Source organism: Streptomyces sp. NPDC086766 (assembly GCF_044746005.1).
Classification (GTDB): Bacteria; Actinomycetota; Actinomycetes; order Streptomycetales; family Streptomycetaceae; genus Streptomyces.
The window spans coordinates 32,061-49,859 of sequence record NZ_JBIVBI010000018.1 but is presented as its reverse complement, the minus strand read 5'-3'; the positions used below and the strand labels follow the sequence as shown (position 1 = coordinate 49,859).

The 17,799-nt window shown below is 70.5% G+C and carries 19 protein-coding genes and 3 pseudogenes; 15 read left to right on the top strand and 7 right to left on the bottom strand.

The genetic code is table 11. The annotated features are described in order from the left end of the window. Positions 1-101: 101 nt before the first annotated feature. The 3 genes and pseudogenes from ACIPM1_RS27845 to ACIPM1_RS27835 all read left to right on the top strand — a co-directional run bounded on the left by ACIPM1_RS27845 (position 102) and on the right by ACIPM1_RS27835 (position 859). Positions 102-254, top strand: coding sequence for a glyceraldehyde 3-phosphate dehydrogenase NAD-binding domain-containing protein (locus tag ACIPM1_RS27845; RefSeq protein ID WP_402439182.1), 153 nt, complete (start codon positions 102-104; stop codon positions 252-254). 71 nt (positions 255-325) lie between these two features. Next, positions 326-508: pseudogene (locus tag ACIPM1_RS27840) on the top strand (2-oxo acid dehydrogenase subunit E2); the annotation flags it as partial. Between the two features lie 12 nt (positions 509-520). Further along, on the top strand, positions 521-859 hold the full coding sequence (locus ACIPM1_RS27835; protein WP_402439180.1) for a carboxymuconolactone decarboxylase family protein: 339 nt from the start codon (positions 521-523) through the stop codon (positions 857-859). A gap of 124 nt (positions 860-983) precedes the next feature. On the opposite strand, the gene ACIPM1_RS27830 is transcribed toward ACIPM1_RS27835, so the two are convergent. Together ACIPM1_RS27830 and ACIPM1_RS27825 are read right to left on the bottom strand one after the other, a co-directional pair. Further along, complete coding sequence (locus ACIPM1_RS27830) at positions 984-1,514, bottom strand: DUF488 family protein (RefSeq protein WP_402439178.1); 531 nt, start codon at positions 1,512-1,514, stop codon at positions 984-986. 353 nt (positions 1,515-1,867) lie between these two features. After that, positions 1,868-2,167, bottom strand: coding sequence for a DUF1540 domain-containing protein (locus tag ACIPM1_RS27825; protein ID WP_402439176.1), 300 nt, complete (start codon positions 2,165-2,167; stop codon positions 1,868-1,870). Between the two features lie 371 nt (positions 2,168-2,538). Between ACIPM1_RS27825 and ACIPM1_RS27820 the strand changes: the two genes are divergently transcribed. The 5 genes from ACIPM1_RS27820 to fdhF all read left to right on the top strand — a co-directional run bounded on the left by ACIPM1_RS27820 (position 2,539) and on the right by fdhF (position 9,980). Further along, the gene (locus ACIPM1_RS27820; RefSeq protein WP_402439175.1) at positions 2,539-2,994 is read left to right on the top strand and encodes a universal stress protein; all 456 of its coding nucleotides are present in this window, start codon (positions 2,539-2,541) and stop codon (positions 2,992-2,994) included. Next, positions 2,991-4,271 carry an MFS transporter gene (locus tag ACIPM1_RS27815; protein WP_402439173.1) on the top strand — a complete coding sequence of 427 codons (1,281 nt, stop codon included), beginning with the start codon at positions 2,991-2,993 and terminating at the stop codon, positions 4,269-4,271. The genes ACIPM1_RS27820 and ACIPM1_RS27815 overlap by 4 nt, the downstream gene beginning before the upstream one ends. A gap of 353 nt (positions 4,272-4,624) precedes the next feature. Further along, complete coding sequence (locus ACIPM1_RS27810) at positions 4,625-5,368, top strand: sulfite exporter TauE/SafE family protein (protein ID WP_402439169.1); 744 nt, start codon at positions 4,625-4,627, stop codon at positions 5,366-5,368. Positions 5,369-5,724: 356 nt separating this feature from the next. Beyond that, complete coding sequence (locus ACIPM1_RS27805; RefSeq protein WP_402439293.1) at positions 5,725-7,302, top strand: NAD(P)H-dependent oxidoreductase subunit E; 1,578 nt, start codon at positions 5,725-5,727, stop codon at positions 7,300-7,302. Next, positions 7,302-9,980, top strand: coding sequence for a formate dehydrogenase subunit alpha (gene fdhF / locus ACIPM1_RS27800; protein WP_402439167.1), 2,679 nt, complete (start codon positions 7,302-7,304; stop codon positions 9,978-9,980). The genes ACIPM1_RS27805 and fdhF overlap by 1 nt, the downstream gene beginning before the upstream one ends. A 139-nt stretch (positions 9,981-10,119) precedes the next feature. Here the strand turns inward: fdhF and ACIPM1_RS27795 are convergent, their stop codons facing one another. Beyond that, positions 10,120-10,524, bottom strand: coding sequence for an STAS domain-containing protein (locus tag ACIPM1_RS27795; RefSeq protein ID WP_402439165.1), 405 nt, complete (start codon positions 10,522-10,524; stop codon positions 10,120-10,122). Between the two features lie 36 nt (positions 10,525-10,560). Beyond that, a complete protein-coding gene (locus ACIPM1_RS27790; protein ID WP_402439163.1) occupies positions 10,561-10,923 on the bottom strand; it encodes a DUF488 domain-containing protein in 363 nt (120 codons plus the stop codon). Positions 10,924-11,189: 266 nt separating this feature from the next. Between ACIPM1_RS27790 and ACIPM1_RS27785 the strand changes: the two genes are divergently transcribed. From ACIPM1_RS27785 to ACIPM1_RS27765, 5 genes and pseudogenes are all read left to right on the top strand, one after another. Continuing rightward, positions 11,190-11,912 (top strand): uracil-DNA glycosylase, encoded by a 723-nt coding sequence (locus tag ACIPM1_RS27785; RefSeq protein ID WP_402439161.1) that lies wholly within the window; start codon positions 11,190-11,192, stop codon positions 11,910-11,912. A 175-nt stretch (positions 11,913-12,087) separates the two neighbouring features. Continuing rightward, positions 12,088-12,315, top strand: a pseudogene (locus tag ACIPM1_RS27780) (hypothetical protein); the annotation flags it as partial. Positions 12,316-12,483: 168 nt separating this feature from the next. Beyond that, a pseudogene (gene tgmB, locus ACIPM1_RS27775) lies at positions 12,484-13,430 on the top strand (ATP-grasp ribosomal peptide maturase). Then, a complete protein-coding gene (locus ACIPM1_RS27770; RefSeq protein ID WP_402439159.1) occupies positions 13,427-14,317 on the top strand; it encodes an rRNA adenine N-6-methyltransferase family protein in 891 nt (296 codons plus the stop codon). The pseudogene tgmB and the gene ACIPM1_RS27770 overlap by 4 nt, the downstream one beginning before the upstream one ends. Then, complete coding sequence (locus ACIPM1_RS27765; protein ID WP_402439157.1) at positions 14,296-14,544, top strand: hypothetical protein; 249 nt, start codon at positions 14,296-14,298, stop codon at positions 14,542-14,544. Before ACIPM1_RS27770 ends, ACIPM1_RS27765 begins: the two co-directional genes overlap by 22 nt. Positions 14,545-14,890: 346 nt before the next feature. On the opposite strand, the gene ACIPM1_RS27760 is transcribed toward ACIPM1_RS27765, so the two are convergent. Both ACIPM1_RS27760 and ACIPM1_RS27755 read right to left on the bottom strand, forming a co-directional pair. Then, the gene (locus ACIPM1_RS27760) at positions 14,891-15,334 is read right to left on the bottom strand and encodes a MarR family transcriptional regulator (protein ID WP_402439155.1); all 444 of its coding nucleotides are present in this window, start codon (positions 15,332-15,334) and stop codon (positions 14,891-14,893) included. Next, positions 15,331-15,825 (bottom strand): MarR family winged helix-turn-helix transcriptional regulator, encoded by a 495-nt coding sequence (locus ACIPM1_RS27755; protein ID WP_402439153.1) that lies wholly within the window; start codon positions 15,823-15,825, stop codon positions 15,331-15,333. The genes ACIPM1_RS27760 and ACIPM1_RS27755 overlap by 4 nt, the downstream gene beginning before the upstream one ends. Positions 15,826-15,993: 168 nt before the next feature. Here ACIPM1_RS27755 and ACIPM1_RS27750 point away from each other — a divergent pair, with 168 nt between their 5' ends. Both ACIPM1_RS27750 and ACIPM1_RS27745 read left to right on the top strand, forming a co-directional pair. Then, positions 15,994-16,248 carry a hypothetical protein gene (locus ACIPM1_RS27750; RefSeq protein ID WP_356194171.1) on the top strand — a complete coding sequence of 85 codons (255 nt, stop codon included), beginning with the start codon at positions 15,994-15,996 and terminating at the stop codon, positions 16,246-16,248. Further along, positions 16,245-16,619 (top strand): PIN domain-containing protein, encoded by a 375-nt coding sequence (locus ACIPM1_RS27745; RefSeq protein WP_402439151.1) that lies wholly within the window; start codon positions 16,245-16,247, stop codon positions 16,617-16,619. Before ACIPM1_RS27750 ends, ACIPM1_RS27745 begins: the two co-directional genes overlap by 4 nt. A gap of 116 nt (positions 16,620-16,735) precedes the next feature. Here the strand turns inward: ACIPM1_RS27745 and ACIPM1_RS27740 are convergent, their stop codons facing one another. After that, positions 16,736-17,020 (bottom strand): hypothetical protein, encoded by a 285-nt coding sequence (locus ACIPM1_RS27740; protein ID WP_402439149.1) that lies wholly within the window; start codon positions 17,018-17,020, stop codon positions 16,736-16,738. Positions 17,021-17,799 lie beyond the last annotated feature (779 nt).

Here is a 17,799-nt window from a genome sequence, read left to right as displayed (position 1 = left end):
CAGCGGGTACCGCACGCGGATGGCGTAGGTCCGCCTGCCGGGGCCACTCGCGCGGTGATACGACGGCAGAGGGCATCAGCGAGCACCGGAGGGACTTCTGGATGCCGAAGGTCGCCGTCAACGGGCCCGGCCGCATCGGCCGTGCCGCGCTGAAGATCCTGCACGACGTGGACGGCGTAGAGGTCGCGGCCGTCAACGACCTCATCCAGGTGGACAATCTCGCCTACCTGCTGGCGCACGACCGGCCCTGCTGACGTGGAAGGAACTGGGCATCGATGTGGTCCTGGAGTGCACCTGACTTCACCGCCGTCATCCCCCGCAGGCAGCCATCCTCGCCGTCGGAGCTGCCCACCCCGAACCCGTCGTCCGCGACGGCGAACTTGCCGCAGGCACCCTGATGGCCCTGACCCTGTCCATTGACCACCGGCCCCTCGACGGAGCCCCCGGCGGCGTCTTCCTCACCGACCTCAAGCCACTACTCGAACAGCCGATGCGCATTGCCGTGTAACTGGAGGCACTCATGACCGAGTCCGTCTACCATCCGGCCACACCGGAGATCGGCGCCCGCCGCGCCCAACTCGCCCCGGCCGTCAACGAGGCGTTCGAGAACTTCAGCCGTGCTGTGTTCGCCGAGGGAGCCCTGCCGGAGAAGACCAAGCAGTTGATCGCCGTGGCCGTCGCCCACGTCACGCAGTGCCCGTACTGCATTCAAGGGCACACACGCCTCGCGCAGCGCAAGGGCAACAGCCCGGAAGAGATCATGGAGGCCATCTGGGTCGCCGCCGAGATGCGCGCCGGGGGCGCCTACGCCCATTCCACGCTCGCCCTGCACGCGATGGGAGAGGCCGCACCCCGCTGATAGGCGCAGGAGTGGGCCAGGACGCGGAGGTGGCCCACCGGGCAGCCCTGTACGTCCGCGGTTCATGACGGGTCATGCTCATCCTGCCCGGCAGGACCGACAAGGGCTTCGACGCGGGTGGCGGTCACATGCGGTCGTAGACGAGCAGTCCGTCAGCGCGCAGCCGGGCTCCCGCTGTCGGACGGTGCTCGGTGAGCCGGCCGTCGTGGGCCAGGTGCAGTACTCGGGTGTGACGCGCGAGAACGGCGAAGTCGGCGATGATCCGCCGGTGGCAGCGCCACCACAGGGACTCACCGCACATGACGGAGGTGCGGACGTCGGCCGCCTGCCGCAGCAACTCATCCATGGCTGTCAGGAAGTCCGGGGTGCGGGTGTGACCCGCGTATCCGCGGAAGGAGGCGTTCTCCCAGAAGACATCGGGGGAATCAGGGGCCACTTTCCGAAAGCCTCCCAGCCGCTGCTCCCAGCGGTAGTCGATCCCCTCCTGCGGCAGCCACCGTCGGAGTGCTTCCCGGCCCACGTCGGGGTTGTGCCGGCTGCCGGGTGCGGTCCGTACGTCGACAACGGCCCGTATGCCGGCGCCGTGCAGCAGGGCGGCCAACTGCTCGTGTCCCGCAGTGCCATGCCCGAACGTCAGCAGCGTCACCGGGGTCATCCCTGACGATGTGCGGTGCATCCCGCGTGTGGGGTGCGCTTGATTGCCGCCGAGGCGGCGAGGGTGGACTCCTCGCGACTGTGTTCGAGGGCCTCCAGTGAGACGATCTCGCGGCGGTGCCGATCTGGCCTGCGATCATGCCGAGGAAACTCATCGTGAGGGCCTGCGGATGGGCGTGGTGGAGCGGTGTTCCCTCGCCGACAGGGGCGCCGAGGTGCCATCCGGCGGTAGTCAGGACGGAGAAGAAGCCGGCCATCTGCAGGGCCGCCACGATCAGCCTCCTCGGGCTCCTCCTCTGGTACGGGGTGCCTCCTCCAGGGTGCTGCCGGGCTCCCGTCTGATTGCCGATGCGCTCAGGCGGGAGCGTAGGTCAGGCAGTCGGCGTCGGTCTGCTGGTAGCCCACGGTGATGCCGGGGGCGTGGCACTCGAGATCGGTGTTGTGTCGGCAGTCCGACATCTTGCAGGCGCCGACCCGTCCGGTCACGGCTGGGTCGCCGCCCTTGCCCGGGGAGGTGGTGAAGGTGTCGCAGTGCGCGTGCCGGACGAGTACGCCGGCCGGGTCGCCGACGGTGATGGCCAGAGCGTGGCAGGCGCGGTCACGGTTGTAAGCGCAGTTTTCGACCGCGCACTCGGTTACGGCGGGCATCTCCATGACGACGGTCTCCTCGGGTGTCTCTCTCCGGCTTGCCCGCGGGCAAGCGGCAGACGGTGGGGGTGACTATGGGGCCACCAGGTCGAGCGTGGTCGCAGGCACCGCCGACGACCAGCGGGCTTGCGCCGAACGAGGGGAGCAGCGCCCGTCGGCCGTCCCGCGGACCGTGCACGGGCGAGATTTGTCCCTCACAGGTGCGAAGGCCGGATAAGCATGCAGCTCTCGGCTGATTCACGCGGGTGGGTGCTGCCGGGGCGCGGCGGTGCCGGTGCCCGACGGTGGTACGCGGGGAGAGGCTTCCCATGGCCTGCGCGTCATAGGCGGCGATGATGGTCGCGTGGCGGGTCGCAGCACCGATGAGGAGGTGTGCGGTGGACACTGAAGCGGAACCGGCCCGGCGGATCGTGGTGGGGGTCGACGGCTCCGACCCGCCCAAGGCCGCCCTGCGGTGGGCGGTGCGGCAGGCCGCGTTGACGGGTGGCGTGGTCGAGGCGGTGACCGCCTGGCAGGATCCGCCGTGGTACGGCGCGGGCCCGGTGGCCGCCGGGGCCGACTGCGCCGACGACGTGGCGGAGATCCTCACCCAGGCGATCGACGAGACCTGCGTCCGTCACCGGCCGGTCGAGATCCGGCCCCAGGTGGTGTACGGGAACCCGGCGAGCGTGCTGCTGTACGCCGGCCGCGGGGCGGAGCTGCTGGCCGTGGGCAACCGCGGGCACGGCGGCTTCCCCCAGGCGCTGCCGGGCTCGGCCGGCCAGCACCTCGTCCAGCACGCCGAGTGCCCGGTCGTCGTCATCCGCGGCCCCGCCGACGTGACGTCGGAATGAGCCGGCTCGGCGGAGAGGGGGTATTCGCCGCGCTACGGGTGGCGAACTTCCGGCTGTACTTCGCCGGGCAGTCCGTCAGCCTTGTCGGCACCTGGATGCAGGCCGTGGCGCTGTCCTGGCTGGTGCTCGAGCTGACCGGCTCGGGCACGGTGCTCGGGTTGGTGGTGGCCGCGCAGTTCCTGCCCGTGCTGCTCCTGGGCCCCTACGGTGGGTTGCTTGCCGACCGCGCCGACAAGCGCCGTCTGCTGATGGCCACCCAGGCCGCCCTCGCGGTCCTGGCCCTGCTGCTGGGGCTGCTGACCGTCACCCACGTCGTGCGGCTGTGGATGGTCGTACTCCTCGCGGTCGCGCTGGGCACCGTCAACGCGGTGGACAATCCCACCCGGCAGACGTTCGTACCCGAGGTGGTCGGGCCGCAGCTCCTGCGCGACGCCGTCAGCCTCAACAGTGTGATGACCAACGCGGCGAGGGCGATCGGGCCGGCCCTGGCCGGCATCCTGATCGCCTCCGTCGGGACAGGCGTGTGCTTCCTGGCCAACGCCGCCAGTTTCGCCGCCGTGCTGTTGGCCTTGCGCGTGATGCGCATCGATCGGCTTCAACCGCACCCGGCACTGATGAGGGAACCGGGCCAGCTGGTCGCGGGGCTGCGCTACGTGCGCGGCATGGCGGGACTGTGGGCGCCGCTGGCCATGATGGCTCTGATCGGCACGCTGGCCTATGAGTTCCAGGTGGTCATCCCACTGCTGGCCCGTACTAGTGGCGACGGTGATGCACGCACCTACGGGTTCATGACGGCGGTCATGGGGGTGGGCGCCGTGGTCGGCGGCCTCGCCGTGGCCGCTTACGGAAAGACCGGCGTCGTCCCACTGGTCGGGGCCGCAGCCGGGTTCGCCGCCGCTCTCGCCGTGGCGGCAGTCATCCCCTGGCTGCCCTTCGAACTGGCGGCACTGGGGTGCGTGGGTGTGGCGAGCACTGTGTTCCTGGCGACCGGGAACACAACCCTCCAACTGGTTGCCGACCCGGTCTTCCGAGGCCGGGTCATGGCCCTGTGGTCGGTCACCTTTCTGGGCAGCACACCCGTCGGCGGACCCGTCGTCGGAGCTGTCGCCCAGCAGCTCGGCCCCCGTGCCGGGCTCGGCCTCGGCGCCGCGGCCTGCCTGGCCGCCGTCGTCCTCGGCCTGTTCGCCCTGCCCCGTGTCCCTCCGCAGCACCGTTTCCTGCAAACCCGGGCCGCACCAGGCCACCCGCCGCCCCTCACCGAGACCGACCGCACCTGATCCCTGCGGGGTCGGCAACCGCCGCGGACCGACGGCTCCCGGGAGGGTGCGGAGCAACCGCGGCGGTGTACGCCGGCCCGCTACCACTGGCGAGGACGGCCGTCGTGCCCGCACGGCGTGATCAGTCATGCGGGCCGGGCTCGTCCGCCGGCAAGTCCCGCACGCAGCCCCCGCTGCGGTGCAGCCGGGGCTTCTTCTTCCGGAACGCTCGCGGTGCTGGCCAGGCACGCCGCCGAGGCGGCACCCGTTCCCGCTACGAGCGGGCGTTCCCGTCTGGCCGGGGGAAAATACAAGAATGTCACCCCTTGTCTCGCCGGTGCTCCTTCGTGGGGTGGGGTTCAGGAGGTTGCCTGGTGACGTGGTGGGCCATCGTCTTGATCGGCTGCGGGGTGGGCTTCTTCGCCGGACTGTTCGGTGCAGGCGGGTCGGCGGTGGGTACCCCGCTCCTGCATGCTTCCGGCGTACCGGCCTTCGCGGCCCTGGCCTCGCCCCTCCCGGCCGCCCTTCCGATCGCACTCGCCGCTTCGGGAGCTTATCGGGAACGCGGATACGCCGACCGGCGTGTTGTGACGTGGAGCGTCGCCATCGGCTTTCCTGCCACAGTGGGCGGGGCACTGCTCACCCCGTACCTGGGCGGCCCGCTCCTGGTACGGATCACCGAAGGCGTTGTCGCGGCCATCGGCGTACGGCTGGTCCTGTTCCCCCACGAGCCGAGAGAGCGTGCGGAAGAAACCGGGGCCTTCCGCGTGCGGATGGTCATGGTCGCGGCTGTGGTGGGGGTCTTCTCCGGGCTGCTGGCCAACAGCGGCGGCTTTCTGCTCGCTCCCCTCTACCTGGTGGTATTGCACTTGCCGATCAAGCGGGCGCTGGCGACGTCGCTGGTCGTCGCCGCTGCTCTGGCAGTACCGGGTACGGTCACCCACTGGGCGCTCGGGCACATCGACTGGCTGGTCGTGCTCGCCTACGCCGCGCCGGCCACCCCGGCCGCCTACTTCGGCGCCCGTCTTGCGATCCGGTCCAACCCGGAATGGCTCACCCGTATCTACGGTGCTGCCCTCGCCCTCCTGGCCTGCGTGCTTTTGATCGTCCGTAAGTGACCCCTGTCTGCTGGCCGAGCCGTCATGGTGACGGCTCGGCCGGGGGGAGTTCAGGTGGCCTGCCCCACGCGCGCCCAGGGCAGGTTGTATTCGTGCGGCGCGTGAGGTCCACATTCACCTACGGACCGTGAACGCCTCCGGCTGGGTGCAGGTCCGTCTCCCGGCTGATCGCCGGCAACGCGTTCGAGTGCGGCGTTCCTCATGTCGTGAGGGCCGGTCCGGATGCGGCACGACGAGGGGGCGGCGACGATGGGGCGGTGAGCAGGGCTGACCGTTTCGATGCTTTCCGTGCTCTGGCCGGGCGCCGGGGGCGGGTAGGGGAGGGGCTGCTGGATGCGCTGGCCGAGCAGCGCGCGATGACCGCGGGGCCGCCGCAGGCGTGGTCACCGGGGATCGCTGAGCGTTTCGACCTGCCCCACGCCTCCGGTCTGGGGCCCGCCGGCTACTTCGCCGACCTGGCGGCGCCGCACGGCCGTCGTCACGTGCGGGTGTGTACGGCGACGGCGTGCTTCGCATCCCGTGGCGGACGGAATCTGAGCGAGGTGGAACGCGAGCTGGGTGTCCCCGCTGGCGACGTAAGCGCTGATGGGGCCGTGTCGTTGCAGGCCGTGCGCTGCCTGGGCTATTGCTACACCGGCCCGGCCGCGCTGGACGGGGAGCTGCCCTGCACCGGTGCCGGGCTCGTCGACCAGATCGCAGGACGCCAGGAGCGCGAGGATCCCGGCATTCCTGTGGTGGATGCCACCGGGGAACCGGTGCTGCTCGGCGGGGTGCTGGCGGGTGAGCCCGGTTGGCAGGCGTGGCCGCAGGCCGTGGCGGCGCGCACGGCCGACGAGATCCAGGCGGAAGTGGAAGCCTCCCTGCTGTGCGGGCGTGGTGGGGCGGGCTTCCTGGTGGCGGCGAAATGGGCGGCGGTCCGGGGCCGCCCAGGGGTGGTGGTCGTCGCCAACGGGGACGAGGGGGATCCGGGGTCGTTCGCCGACCGGCTGTTGATGGAGGAGGACCCGGACCGGGTGCTGGAGGGGCTGGCGCTGGCCTGTCTGGCCTGTGGAGCCCGCGAGGGGGTGGTCCTGGTGCGGTCGGAGTACCCCAGGGCGCTTGCGCGGATGCGGGCTGCGGTGGAGCGCGCCTACACGGATCGGCATCTGGGGGCGCGGGTGCACGGCAGCGAGGTGACGCTGGACATACGGGTGGCGGCCGGAGCCGGGTCCTATGTGGCCGGTGAGGAGACGGCGCTGATCGCGGGACTGGAGGGCGGGCGGGGGTGTTCCCGGGCCCGCCCTCCGTATCCGACCGACGCGGGGCTGTGGGGTGCGCCGACCGTGGTCAACAACGTCGAGACACTGGCCGCCCTGCCCTGGATCGTGAGGCACGGCGGCGCCGCCTACGCCCGGCGCGGCGTACCGGGGCAGACGGGAACGAAACTGGTGTGCCTGGCGGAGCGGTTCACCCGGCCCGGCTGCTACGAGGTGGAGTTCGGCACCAGCCTGGAACGGATCGTCCATGAGCTCGGCGGCGGCCTGCGCCATGGTGCGCGGCTGGCGGTGCTGCAGGTCGGCGGCCCGCTGGGCGGATTCCTGCCCGCCGGCGGGCTGGATGTGCCGCTGACCGAGCAGGATCTGAGGACGCGCGGGGCGGCACTCGGCCACGCCGGTCTGGTCGCCTTCGACGACGGCGTCGAGCCGGAGGACGTGCTGCGGCACCTGTGGGAGTTCGCTGACGCGGAGAGCTGCGGGGCGTGCTCGCCGTGCCGGGTGGGGTCGCGGCGCGGCCTGCGGCTGGCGGCGACGGGCGGACCTCCCGATCCTGGCTACCGGCGGTGGATGCGGGTGATGGAAGAGGCGAGCCTGTGCGCGTTCGGCCGCCGCATCCCACCCGCGGTGCGCAGCCTGGTCCGCGCCTGTGGCGACCGGCTGGCGAGCTGGGAGGCGTGATGCGGGTCTCGGTCGACGGGCGCGACGTCGAGGTGGGGGAGGGGGCCTCGGTACTGGACGCGGTCCGTGCGGCCGGCGTGTGGCTTCCCACGCTGTGCCACGACGACCGGTTGTCCGCGGTCGGCTCCTGCCGCACCTGCCTGGTGAGAGCAGGCGGGAACATCGCGGCGGCCTGCGTCACCCCGGCCGGCGAACACACTCCCGTCACGACGGCCGGTGAGGAGTTGGAGGCGTTGCGGCGTGATGCGGTGGAACTGCTGGTCTCCGCTCTGCCGCGGCATGCTGTCGAGGCGACGCACAGCGAACTGGCCGCCGTCTGCCAAAGGCTGGGCATCGGCGCATCCACGGCTCAGGGCACGCGCGGGCGCGGCACGGACGACTCCCACCCGTACGTCCACCTCGACCCCGACCTGTGCATCGCCTGCGGGCGCTGCGTACGCATCTGCGCCGAGGTACAGGGCACGTTCGCGCTCACCCTGACCGGCCGGGGCGCTGACACGGTCGTCGCGCCCGGCACCGGCGGGGCGTGGGCGGACTCCGACTGCGTGGCCTGCGGCGGATGCGTGGACACCTGCCCCACCGGCGCGATCTTCCAGCCGGGTCTGCCGCCCGGCGGCGCCGCCTCGCGCCGGCTGCCCGCCACGAGCACGACCACGCGCACCACCTGCGGCTACTGCGGAGTGGGCTGCTCACTGGACGTGGTCACCGAAGACGGCCAGGTCACGGCCGTCCTGCCGGACCGTGACGGGCCGGTCAACCGCGGGCACGCCTGTGTCAAGGGCCGCTTTGCCCACGGCTTCCAACGCTCGCCCGAACGCCTCACTCAGCCCCTGCTGCGCCGCAACGGACGCCTGGAGCCCGCCAGCTGGAGCGACGCGCTCGACCATGTCGCGCGCGGGCTGCGGGCCGCGGTCGCCGCCGGCGGCCCGGACGCGGTCGCGGCGATCTCCTCGGCGCGCGCCACCAACGAGGAGAACTACCTCGTCCAGAAGTTCATGCGCACGGTGATCGGCACGAACAACATCGACAACTGCTCACGGCTGTGCCACTCCCCGTCCGCCGCCGGACTCACCGCCTCCTTCGGCCTGCCGGGCGGCACCGACTCCTTCGACGACATCGACCGGGCCGACTGCCTCCTCGTGGTCGGCGCCAACCCCCTCGAGGCCCACCCGGTCGTCGGCGCCCGGCTCCTCCAACGCGCCCTGCGCGGAGCCACGCTGATCGTCGCCGACCCGCGCGCAGTCGGACTGGCCGGCCACGCGGACGTCCACCTGCGGCCACGCCCGGGCACCAACGTCGCCCTGTGCCACGGCATCGCCCACGTCCTGCTCGACGAGGGGCTGATCGATGACGCGTTCCTGCGCGAGCGAGCCGCAGGACTGCCCGAACTGACCGCCCTGCTCGAGGAGTACCCGCCCGAGGCGGCCGCGGCCGTCACCGGCGTGCCCGCGGCCGGGATCGTGCAGGCCGCCCGGCTGTACGGGCGTGCACGGTGTCCCGCGATCGTCTACGGGCTCGGCGTCACCGAGCACCTGCATGGCACCGACGGAGTGCGAGCGCTGGCCAACCTCGCCATCCTGCGCGGCGCCGTCGGCACCGCCCGCGGCCTGGGCCTGTACCCGCTACGAGGCCAGAACAACGTCCAGGGCGCCTCCGACATGGGAGCCCTCCCCGACTCTCTCCCCGGTTACCACAAGGTCACCGACCCGGCCGCCCGCGCCCGCGCCGAGCGTGTGTGGGGCGTGCCCGTCCCCGAGCGGCCCGGCATGCGCATCCCGCAGATGTTCGCCGCCGCCCGCGAGGGGCGGCTGCGTGCCCTGTGGGTGATCGGCGAGGACATCTGCTCCACCGACCCCAACTCCCGCCAGGTGGCTGCGGCTCTGGATGCCTGCCCTCTCGTCGTCAGCCAGGACCTCTTCCTGTCGGCCACCGCGAGCCGCGCGGACGTGGTTCTGCCCGCCGCTTCGTGGCTGGAGAAGGACGGCACGTTCGTCAACTTCGACCGCCGCTTCCAGCGCGTCCGGCCCGCCGCGGATCCACCCGGTCAGGCCAGATCCGACTTCGACATCGTCCACGCCGTCGCCGCCGCGCTCGGGGCCGACCTGGGCTGTCCCACGCCGGCCGGCGCTCTGGACGAATGCGCCCGCGTCAGCCCGCACTTCGCCGGTCTCTCGCACCAGCGCCTGGATCGCCAGGGCGCGTTGTGCTGGCCCTGTCCCTACCCGGACCGCCCTGGCCGGGCCAAGCTCTACACCGACCGCTTCGCCACCCGTGACGGCCGCGCCCACCTGGCCGCCGCCCCCTACCTGCCGCCCGGCGAGCAGCCCGACGACACCTACCCGCTGATCCTGGTCACCGGCCGCCGCCTGGCCCACTACAACTCCGGCAGCATGACCCGCCGCACCGACAACCTCCGCCTGGACCCCACCGACCACCTCGACATCCACCCCGACGACGCCGCCCGACACCAACTGCGCGATGCTCAGATCGTCACCGTGGAAAGCCGCCACGGCCAGGCCCGCCTCACCATCCACATCACCGCGCAGACGTCACCGGGCCAGGTCTTCTGCGCCTTCCACTTTCCCGCCAGCGGCGTGAACGCCCTCACCTCCGACCACGCCGACACCATCACCTCGTGCCCGGAGTACAAAGTCACCGCGGTGCGCCTGGCGCCCTGAATCAAGGACTGCAGCGCCGCCAGTCCGACCCTGTCCATCGCGGCGTATCACCGGGCGCACCGGGTGAGCGTGGCGGTGAAGGCGACGGCCGCTGCCGGACGGAGAGCCGAGCGAGAACTCGGCCAGGCGGCAGCGGTTCTCAGACGGGGGGACGGGGCCAGTGCGCGAGGCTGCCGGGCGAGGGAGCCGACCCCGTCGCTTCCGCTGTCGAGGGGTAGATCTCGTAGCTCTCGCGCAGGCCGCTCAGGTCGAAGATCCTCAGTATCCGGCCGGAGACGGAAGCGATGCGCAGTGAGCCTTCGCGTTCACGGATGCGTTTGGTGATCGCCACGATCACACCCAGACCCATCGAGTCCATGAAGGTGACGAAGCCCAGATCCAGGACGAAGTGGCGGTGTCCCTCCTCGAGGAGTTTGATCACGCCTTCCCGGATCATGGGGGCGGTGTGGGCGTCCACATCACCGTCGGCCTCGACAACGGTCCAGCCGTTGACCACGTCGTAGCTGACCATCATGGTCTCGTGCCGGATGATGTTCGTTCGCATTGCCATCCCTCTTCACATCTCTGGACGGCGCATCGGTCACCGGTTCTTGGTCAGCCACTCGGCGAGAACGGCGGCCTGGCTGTGGTCCACGTCCTTGGTCGCGGTCAGCAGCATGAGTCTGTCGTGCGACGCGAGGTCACGCAGGTGTTCGGCCGCTTCGCGGTGCCCGGCGTCGCGCAGCTCCGCCAGATAGCGCCGTCGGAATTCGGTGAAGCGGCTGGGCTCGTGGCCGTACCACTTGCGCAGTTCGCTGGAAGGGGCGACATCGCGCAGCCACTCGTCCAGATGCGCGTCCTCCTTGCGCATGCCCCGGGGCCACACCCGGTCGACCAGCACGCGCTTGCCGTCCTTCGGCGCGGTCTCCTCGTAAACTCTGCGATAGGTGATCTGTTTGGCCATGATGGTGCCCTTCCAGATCGGCCGGCCACCCCGGCGTCGATTGGGGTGGACAACTCCGTGCCCTGCTGCGCAGCGGATGGTCCCGACTCGCCTATTTTATCGGGGTCGGCTCGTGCGAACCGGTCAGGATTCCGCTGGGTCAGCCCCACCGGCGCCCGGGTGCGGAGTGCCGGCGTCCCGTACGGCGTATCGACGAGGAGCAGGGTGTGCCCGTCCGACGTCTTCCGCCCGAGTCACCGGATTTCCCCGCGCGAACGGCTCCCCGGGTGGGTTCTGCGAGCGAATTGGACGCGGTGGTGGCCACCTGCCGGGCGTGTCCGCGCCTGGTGGCCTGGAGGGAGGAGGCCGCACGCGTCAGGCGCAGGGCGTTTCGGGACTGGGAGTACTGGGCGCGTCCCGTGCCCGGGTTCGGCCCGCCGGACGCGGCGCTGGCCATCGTCGGTCTGGCCCCGGCCGCGCACGGCGGGAACCGCACCGGGCGGATCTTCACCGGCGACCCGTCCGGCGACGCGCTGTATGCCGCGCTGTACGACATCGGGCTGGCCTCCCAGCCGGTTGCCACCCACCGGGGCGACGGGCTGGAGCTGTACGGGGTGCGGATCACGGTACCTGTGCACTGCGCACCGCCCGACAACCGGCCCACCACCGGCGAGCGCGACGCCTGCCGCCCGTGGCTCGCCCGCGAACTGGACCTTCTGCGCCCCACCCTGCGAGCCATCATGGTGCTCGGCGGCTTCGCCTGGCAGGCACTGCTGCCCGTGCTGACCGACGCCGGCTGGCAGCTGCCGCGCCCTCGCCCGGCCTTCCGGCACGGCGCCGAGGCCCTCCTCACCGACGCAAGCGGTGAACAGCAGGTGTACCTGGTCGGCGGATACCACCCCAGCCAGCGCAACATGTCCACCCGCACCCTGACCCCCGCCATGCTCCGCAACGTGCTGCATCGGGGTGCCGTTGTCGCCGGGCTCCCATGCAAGCGGCAGCACCCGTAGGCCCGCGCGCGATGAGCAGGTCGCGGTTGTCGGTCCAGGTGAAACAGGGTCTGCCGCCGCGTTTGTGATCGACGTGCCGCATGGGCCGATAGATCAGCGTGAGCGTTCGCCCTGCTTGAAGCAGGCCAGAGCGGCAACGGAGAAGCGGCGCTGAGAGCGTCCCCCCTGGCCGACTATGCCGACCAGATCGACCGCCAGGAGGTCTACACGGTCCGCCGGATCGCCGCCCTACCGGGCGTGGCACCCACTAGCGTCGGCGGCATGGTGCCCCACGAACGGCAGCGGGCTGCGGCCCCCACGCCCGCTGAGGCCGCCAGCACGTATGGACCGGCAAGCAATGACCCCGACGCCGTGGGGCATCGGCCGCATGGCGCCGTACCCGACGATGGCCCCCACCCACGCCCGGGTCGAGCTGAACCCGGACACCCAGACCGCCGTGTTCTCGACGGCTCTGGTCAGGTGCTGGAGATGCCCGGCCACGGCACCAGCACCGCACCAGCCCTTCCACGGGAACCAGCCCCGACGGGAACGGCAGCACCCAGGACAGCGACACGGGGAGCGACAACGACCAGTGAGTGATCCGCGTCCGGTGTTGGTCGTCACCAGCCTGTACGACCCCACCGCCGACGTGGTGATCGGCGAGCTGCACGACCGGGGCGTCCCGGTCGTGCGGTTCGACTCGGGGGACTTCCCCGCATCACTGTCGGTGGAGGCAGAGATCACCCAGGACGGCATCCGGGGGCGCCTGGACACCCCGTCCCGCACGGCCGACCTGGCAGGCGTCCGTGCGCTTACTACCGCCGCCCGACCGGCTTCGTCTTCCCGCACCTCGACGAGCAGGACGCGCGGTTCGCCATGACCCAGCCCCGGTACGGCCTCGGAGGCGTGATCGCGTCGCTTCCCGGCTGCCTGTATGTGAACCATCCGCACTGCATCGGCGACGCAGAGTTCAAGCCGTCCGGGCTCGCCGCCGCAGCGCAGGCAGGCCTCCAGGTGCCGCCCACGCTCATCACGTCGAGTCCCGACGCCGCCAGAGCCTTCATCAAGCGGCACGGCCCCGTGATCTACAAGCCCCTGCACAACCCCGTGTATCGGGTCGACGACGTCTCCTCCGTCGTAAAGATCGCCGAGGTGGCCGCCGAGGACATCGACGACCGCGTCGCCGGCACTGTGCACCTGTTCCAGAAGCTCGTGCCGAAGACGGCGGACATCCGGGTGACCGTCATCGGGCCCCGGACGTTCTGCGTCCGGATCGATTCCGACCTCCTGGACTGGCGGACCGACTACAGCCGCCTGAGCTACACCCCCGTAACGCCGCCACCGGAGATCGAGCCGGCGCTCCATGAGTACCTGGACCGCTTTGGGCTCCTCTTCGGCGCTTTCGACTTTGCCGTCGACGCCGAAGGGCGATGGTGGTTCCTGGAAAGCAACCCCTCGGGTCAGTGGTACTGGCTGGAAACCGAGACCGGTCTGCCGATGTGTGCAGCTCTGACCGATCTACTGCAAAGGAAGCCGTGAGCGACCACGAACAGCTGCTGCGGCAGCTCATCGACAGCATGACGGCCAGCGGCTCCCTGCGCACGGAACCGTGGAAGCACGCCGCTGCGGCAGTGCCCCGGCACGAGTTCCTCCGCAGCGGGTTCTTTCGCGTGGTGCCCGGCTCATCGCCTACCGCCTGGGCCCCGATCCCGCAGGGCGGGGAGGGTTGGCTTGCAGCCTGCTACGCCGACGAATCCCTGGTGACGCAGATCGCGGGCACGATCAAGCCGACGGACATCCGCGGCGAGATCATGCGGGAGCCGACCAGCTCCAGCACGCTCCCCTCGCTCGTGCTGCGCATGCTCGAGGACCTGCACGTGGAAACGGACATGAACGTGCTGGAGATCGGCACCGGAACCGGCTACTCGACCGCGGTCCTCTGCGCGCGCCTGGGCGACGAGAACGTGACCTCGATCGAGTACGACGAAGGAGTGCCCCAGCGCGCTCGGGAAGCCCTCGGTCGGCTCGGCACGTTCCCCGCCCTGCTGACGGGAGACGGCCTTCTCGGCGCTGACGAAGGCGCACCGTATGACCGGATCATCGCCACCTGTGCCGTACGCACGGTGCCCGCGGCCTGGCTCGAGCAGAGCCGCCCTGGTGGGCAGATCCTGACCACCATCGGCGGCTGGCTCAACGCATCGGAGCTGGTCCGCCTGAGGATCCACGAGGACGGCGCGGCGTCCGGGCCGGTGCTGGGCGGGCACGTCAGTTTCATGCTCGCCTGCCCTCATCTGCCGTCGCCGCTCGGCTGCTTCCCGACCTCGGCGCGGGCAAGGAGCGCGAGGCCGTCATCGGTGCCGACGTCCTGGACGACTGGACGACCCGGTTCGTCGCGCAGTTCGCCGTGCCGGCCGCGCAGCACCTGAAGCTGCAACAGGGCCAGCACGAAGAGGACGTCCTGGTCGACGTCGAGACCGGCTCGTGGGCCGCGCTGTACGAAGAGGGCGGCCGTTGGATCGTCCGGCAGGACGGTCCCGAACCCCTCTGGGATGCGGTCGAGGAGCACCTCGGCCGCTGGCATGCCGCCGGGACACCAGCGGTGGAGGGCGCTACCGTTCGCGTCACCGCAGAGGCCCAAAGCCTTCACTGGTAGAGCCCAACGACCGGCCCCGCTCGTCTTGTCTCCCCCGTGGCGGACGGGCGGGGCCTTCCGCTGTATGCGGGCGTTTTACGACGAGCGTCCAGCCAGCTGGCGGCGGAGAAAGAAGCAGCACCTCGCGCACGTAGGGATGGCGGCCGCGAGGTCGAGATCACCTCGAAGATCGTGAGCCTCGCCGCCCACCGGGGCAGCCGCAAGGTGGTGATCTTTTCCGTGCATGGAGCAGCGTTCCGTTGATCGCTTGTGACGGAGTGCTTCAGTTGGCGGCACACGCCAACTGAAGCACTCCGGACTGTCCGCCAGGTCAACTAGCGCCGCTGGGAACCATGCAACGCTGCGGTCAGACGGCCAGCTTCGCAAGCTCCGCGTTGGCGCGCTCGGTGACCAGGGCGAGGACGCGGCCGGCGGCGGCCAGGTCCTCGGCAGGTATCCCGCCCCAGATGCGGGTGCTGATGGGGGCGGTCTCCGCGCCGACGGCGGCGAGTAGTTCACGTCCTGCATTGGTGGGGCGAAGGTGCGCGCCGTCCGCAGCGAGCAGTTGCTTGGCGAGCAGCTCGTCCAGAGTGGAGCGGATGTCGACCGGATCGGCCTTGAGGGAGCCCTGGGCCTGGGCGATGAGATCGTCCGGCGTCTGCGGGGCCTTGGTGGTGACGGCGGCGCGCAGGAGAATCTGCTGCTGGAACGTGCTCCCGTGCCGGGCCAGGACGTGCTCCAGGACGCCGCGGGCGGCGTAGTGGGCCAAGCCGAGGGCACGTGCGTCGGCGACGGGTGCGGTGGTGGTCATGGTGTTGCCCCTTGAGTGCTCTCGTCGTTCGGTACGGATGGAGCGAGAGGTGTGTCGAGCAGGGTCGTCAGCTCGTCGGTGAACGCGCGCGTCCTAGGGGCGTCCCGCCCGCCGAGCGGCTCCAGCAGCTGCTGAAGCAGTTCCTGGACCACCACGATGGCCTGCCGCACGACGGCCTGGCCCTGCTCGGTGAGGGCGAGCTGTACGGCCCGCGGGTCGCGGGGATCGCGGGTGCGTTCGATCAGGCCGGCGGACTCCAGGGCGCGCGCCAGCTTCGAGACGTACAGCGCCTCCAGGCCGGTGTGGTCGGCGATTCGGCGCTGACTGGGTCTCTCGCCCACGCGCTGCATGCCGTGCAGTGACGCGACCAGCACGTACTGGGCGTGGGTGAGGCCCAACGGTGCCACCGCGCGATCAACCGCGACGCGCCACTTGTTGGCGAGCCGCCACACCAGGAAACCGGGTGTGGGACCCGGAGAATCCTTGCTCATATCGAATAGATTACATGGCTATTATGTACATGGCTACTGTTTCCTGTGGCTACGCGAGAACCCGCGGGCAGACAGGGCGGCAGGAGCAACCGGCTCCGTGGAGCACTACGCTCGCTCGGGCCGTCCCTCGCCAAGACGCCCGATTCTACCGGCGGTAGAATCGACGGCATGAGCAAGCCGACGAGCATCAAGACCACCGAGGCGGTGCGTGACCGGCTGCGGACCCTCGCAGCCGAGCGCGGCATGACCATCACTGAACTCGTGGAAGACCTGGCCGCCCAGGAGCTTACGGACGCTGAGCGTGAACAGCGTGCCATCGAGGCTGCCCGTGAGCTCGGCGTCGAATACACCGCGCACGTCCAGCAGGCGGGGAAGGACGCCTGGGAGAAGATCCGCGCCCATCAGGGCGGCGCGGCTGCATGAACCTGACTGCCATCCTGGACCACACAGCTCTGGCCGCCCTCTATGAGGCGGATGTCTTCTTCACCGGCTTGTACATCGAGGCCTCACGTGGCACCGGGCGGCTCCTGATCCCCTCCCTGTCGGTCCTGGCCGCCGAGCGCCAGACTCCGGGCGCCGGCATGCACGCCGCGGCACTCCGCTTCGCGGAGAGCGTCCCCTTCACCACCGATCACGCGCGGGATGCCATGGCCTGGCCCAGTACTCAGTGGCCCGCAGTGCATCCGGCCGCCATCGCGTGGCAGGCAGCCAAATCCGGTGAGCCGCTCACCGTCCTCTCCACTGAACCGGAGCTTTACACCGGGACGGGTATTACTCCGCTCAACCCCACCTGAGCGGCGCTGATGTCCATCGGCCCCCTGCACCATCCACGCCCTGGGGGACAGCGGGCCCAGTCCTCGGTCAGGGGCGAACAGGCCGGGGCCAGGTGTCGCCGGAGGCGACGGGTCGGTCAGACGCGGCAGCTGTCGATGTGGGTGACGTCGCGGAAGTCGGCGATGAGCGGGCTGGCCATGGACTCGCGGTAGACGACGACGGCGCGGCCGTAGGGCCAGGTGGTGTCGTCGTGGAAGCTTTGCCGTGCTTCGGAGCAGCTGGCGAACATCAGCCCGCGGAGGATGTCGGTCCAGTTGGGGTCGTCCTGGTAGCCCTGGCCTTCGGGGAAGGTTCCGGGGCCGAAGGTGACGAACATGGTCTGTGCTCGGGGGTTGAAGGTGACGACGACGTCGTCACCCATGTAGTTCTTCCCTTTGAGGATGGAGGCTGTGTCGTTGATCAGCCGCTGGGCGGCTGCTTTCTCTGCGGGTGTGGCAGGTATGCGGGAGGCGACCCATTCGTCGACGGTGGGCTGGGCATTGTCGCTGCGGGTGTAGGCGGGTGCCGGGGCCGCCGCGAGCGTGTGCGGTGTGGCGGTCGATACTGCGGAAGCAGACGCTTGTTCTCTGGAATATTCGGCCTGTTCGACGCCCCGTCGGCGGGAGTGTCACGCCCATTCGACGCCCAGACCGGCGAGCGTGGTGCGCTGTTCGAGGGTGAGCTTGTCGCGGCGGCGCTTGGTGTTGGAGATCCAGCTTCACGACCAAATGAGCTCCCGGACTTCGTAGAGGCCGCTGAGCCTCCGCCCCCCGCCCTGCTGCGGTGCCACGGTCATCACGGTCAGCCGCTTGCCTTGTTGGTTTCCGTTTTGCTCAGGCGTTCCCCCGCACCCGGCGGGCGTGGCATCGGCGTCTTCTGGGCTGGCGGGGTCGCGGCATTTCCGGGCGCACCTTTTGGCCGGTGACTGCGATGCGGGAGCGCGTCGCTGATGCGTGGGGTGTGTCGGATGTGGGTGAGCGCGTGCCAGCGTCGTTCGTAATCGTACTGATGTCGGTTGAGGTCGGCTTCTTCGAGGGGCTTGTTGTATTGGGTGGTGATGCCGTGGTCGGCGAGGTCTTCGAGGATCCGGTGGGAGTCGGGGGATGTCGTGTGGGCGCGGTGTGTGGCCCAGATGGTGTAGATGCGGAAGTTGAGCAGGTA

Excerpts from the sequence above, each read along its gene's own strand:
- ACIPM1_RS27845 (WP_402439182.1), top strand. The coding sequence starts at position 102 with ATGCCGAAGGTCGCCGTCAACGGGCCCGGCCGCATCGGCCGTGCCGCG.
- ACIPM1_RS27835 (WP_402439180.1), top strand. The coding sequence starts at position 521 with ATGACCGAGTCCGTCTACCATCCGGCCACACCGGAGATCGGCGCCCGC.
- ACIPM1_RS27830 (WP_402439178.1), bottom strand. The coding sequence starts at position 1,514 with ATGACCCCGGTGACGCTGCTGACGTTCGGGCATGGCACTGCGGGACAC.
- ACIPM1_RS27825 (WP_402439176.1), bottom strand. The coding sequence starts at position 2,167 with ATGGAGATGCCCGCCGTAACCGAGTGCGCGGTCGAAAACTGCGCTTAC.
- ACIPM1_RS27815 (WP_402439173.1), top strand. The coding sequence starts at position 2,991 with ATGAGCCGGCTCGGCGGAGAGGGGGTATTCGCCGCGCTACGGGTGGCG.
- ACIPM1_RS27805 (WP_402439293.1), top strand. The coding sequence starts at position 5,725 with ATGACCGCGGGGCCGCCGCAGGCGTGGTCACCGGGGATCGCTGAGCGT.
- fdhF (WP_402439167.1), top strand. The coding sequence starts at position 7,302 with ATGCGGGTCTCGGTCGACGGGCGCGACGTCGAGGTGGGGGAGGGGGCC.
- ACIPM1_RS27795 (WP_402439165.1), bottom strand. The coding sequence starts at position 10,524 with ATGCGAACGAACATCATCCGGCACGAGACCATGATGGTCAGCTACGAC.
- ACIPM1_RS27790 (WP_402439163.1), bottom strand. The coding sequence starts at position 10,923 with ATGGCCAAACAGATCACCTATCGCAGAGTTTACGAGGAGACCGCGCCG.
- ACIPM1_RS27760 (WP_402439155.1), bottom strand. The coding sequence starts at position 15,334 with ATGACCACCACCGCACCCGTCGCCGACGCACGTGCCCTCGGCTTGGCC.
- ACIPM1_RS27755 (WP_402439153.1), bottom strand. The coding sequence starts at position 15,825 with ATGAGCAAGGATTCTCCGGGTCCCACACCCGGTTTCCTGGTGTGGCGG.
- ACIPM1_RS27750 (WP_356194171.1), top strand. The coding sequence starts at position 15,994 with ATGAGCAAGCCGACGAGCATCAAGACCACCGAGGCGGTGCGTGACCGG.
- ACIPM1_RS27745 (WP_402439151.1), top strand. The coding sequence starts at position 16,245 with ATGAACCTGACTGCCATCCTGGACCACACAGCTCTGGCCGCCCTCTAT.
- ACIPM1_RS27740 (WP_402439149.1), bottom strand. The coding sequence starts at position 17,020 with ATGGGTGACGACGTCGTCGTCACCTTCAACCCCCGAGCACAGACCATG.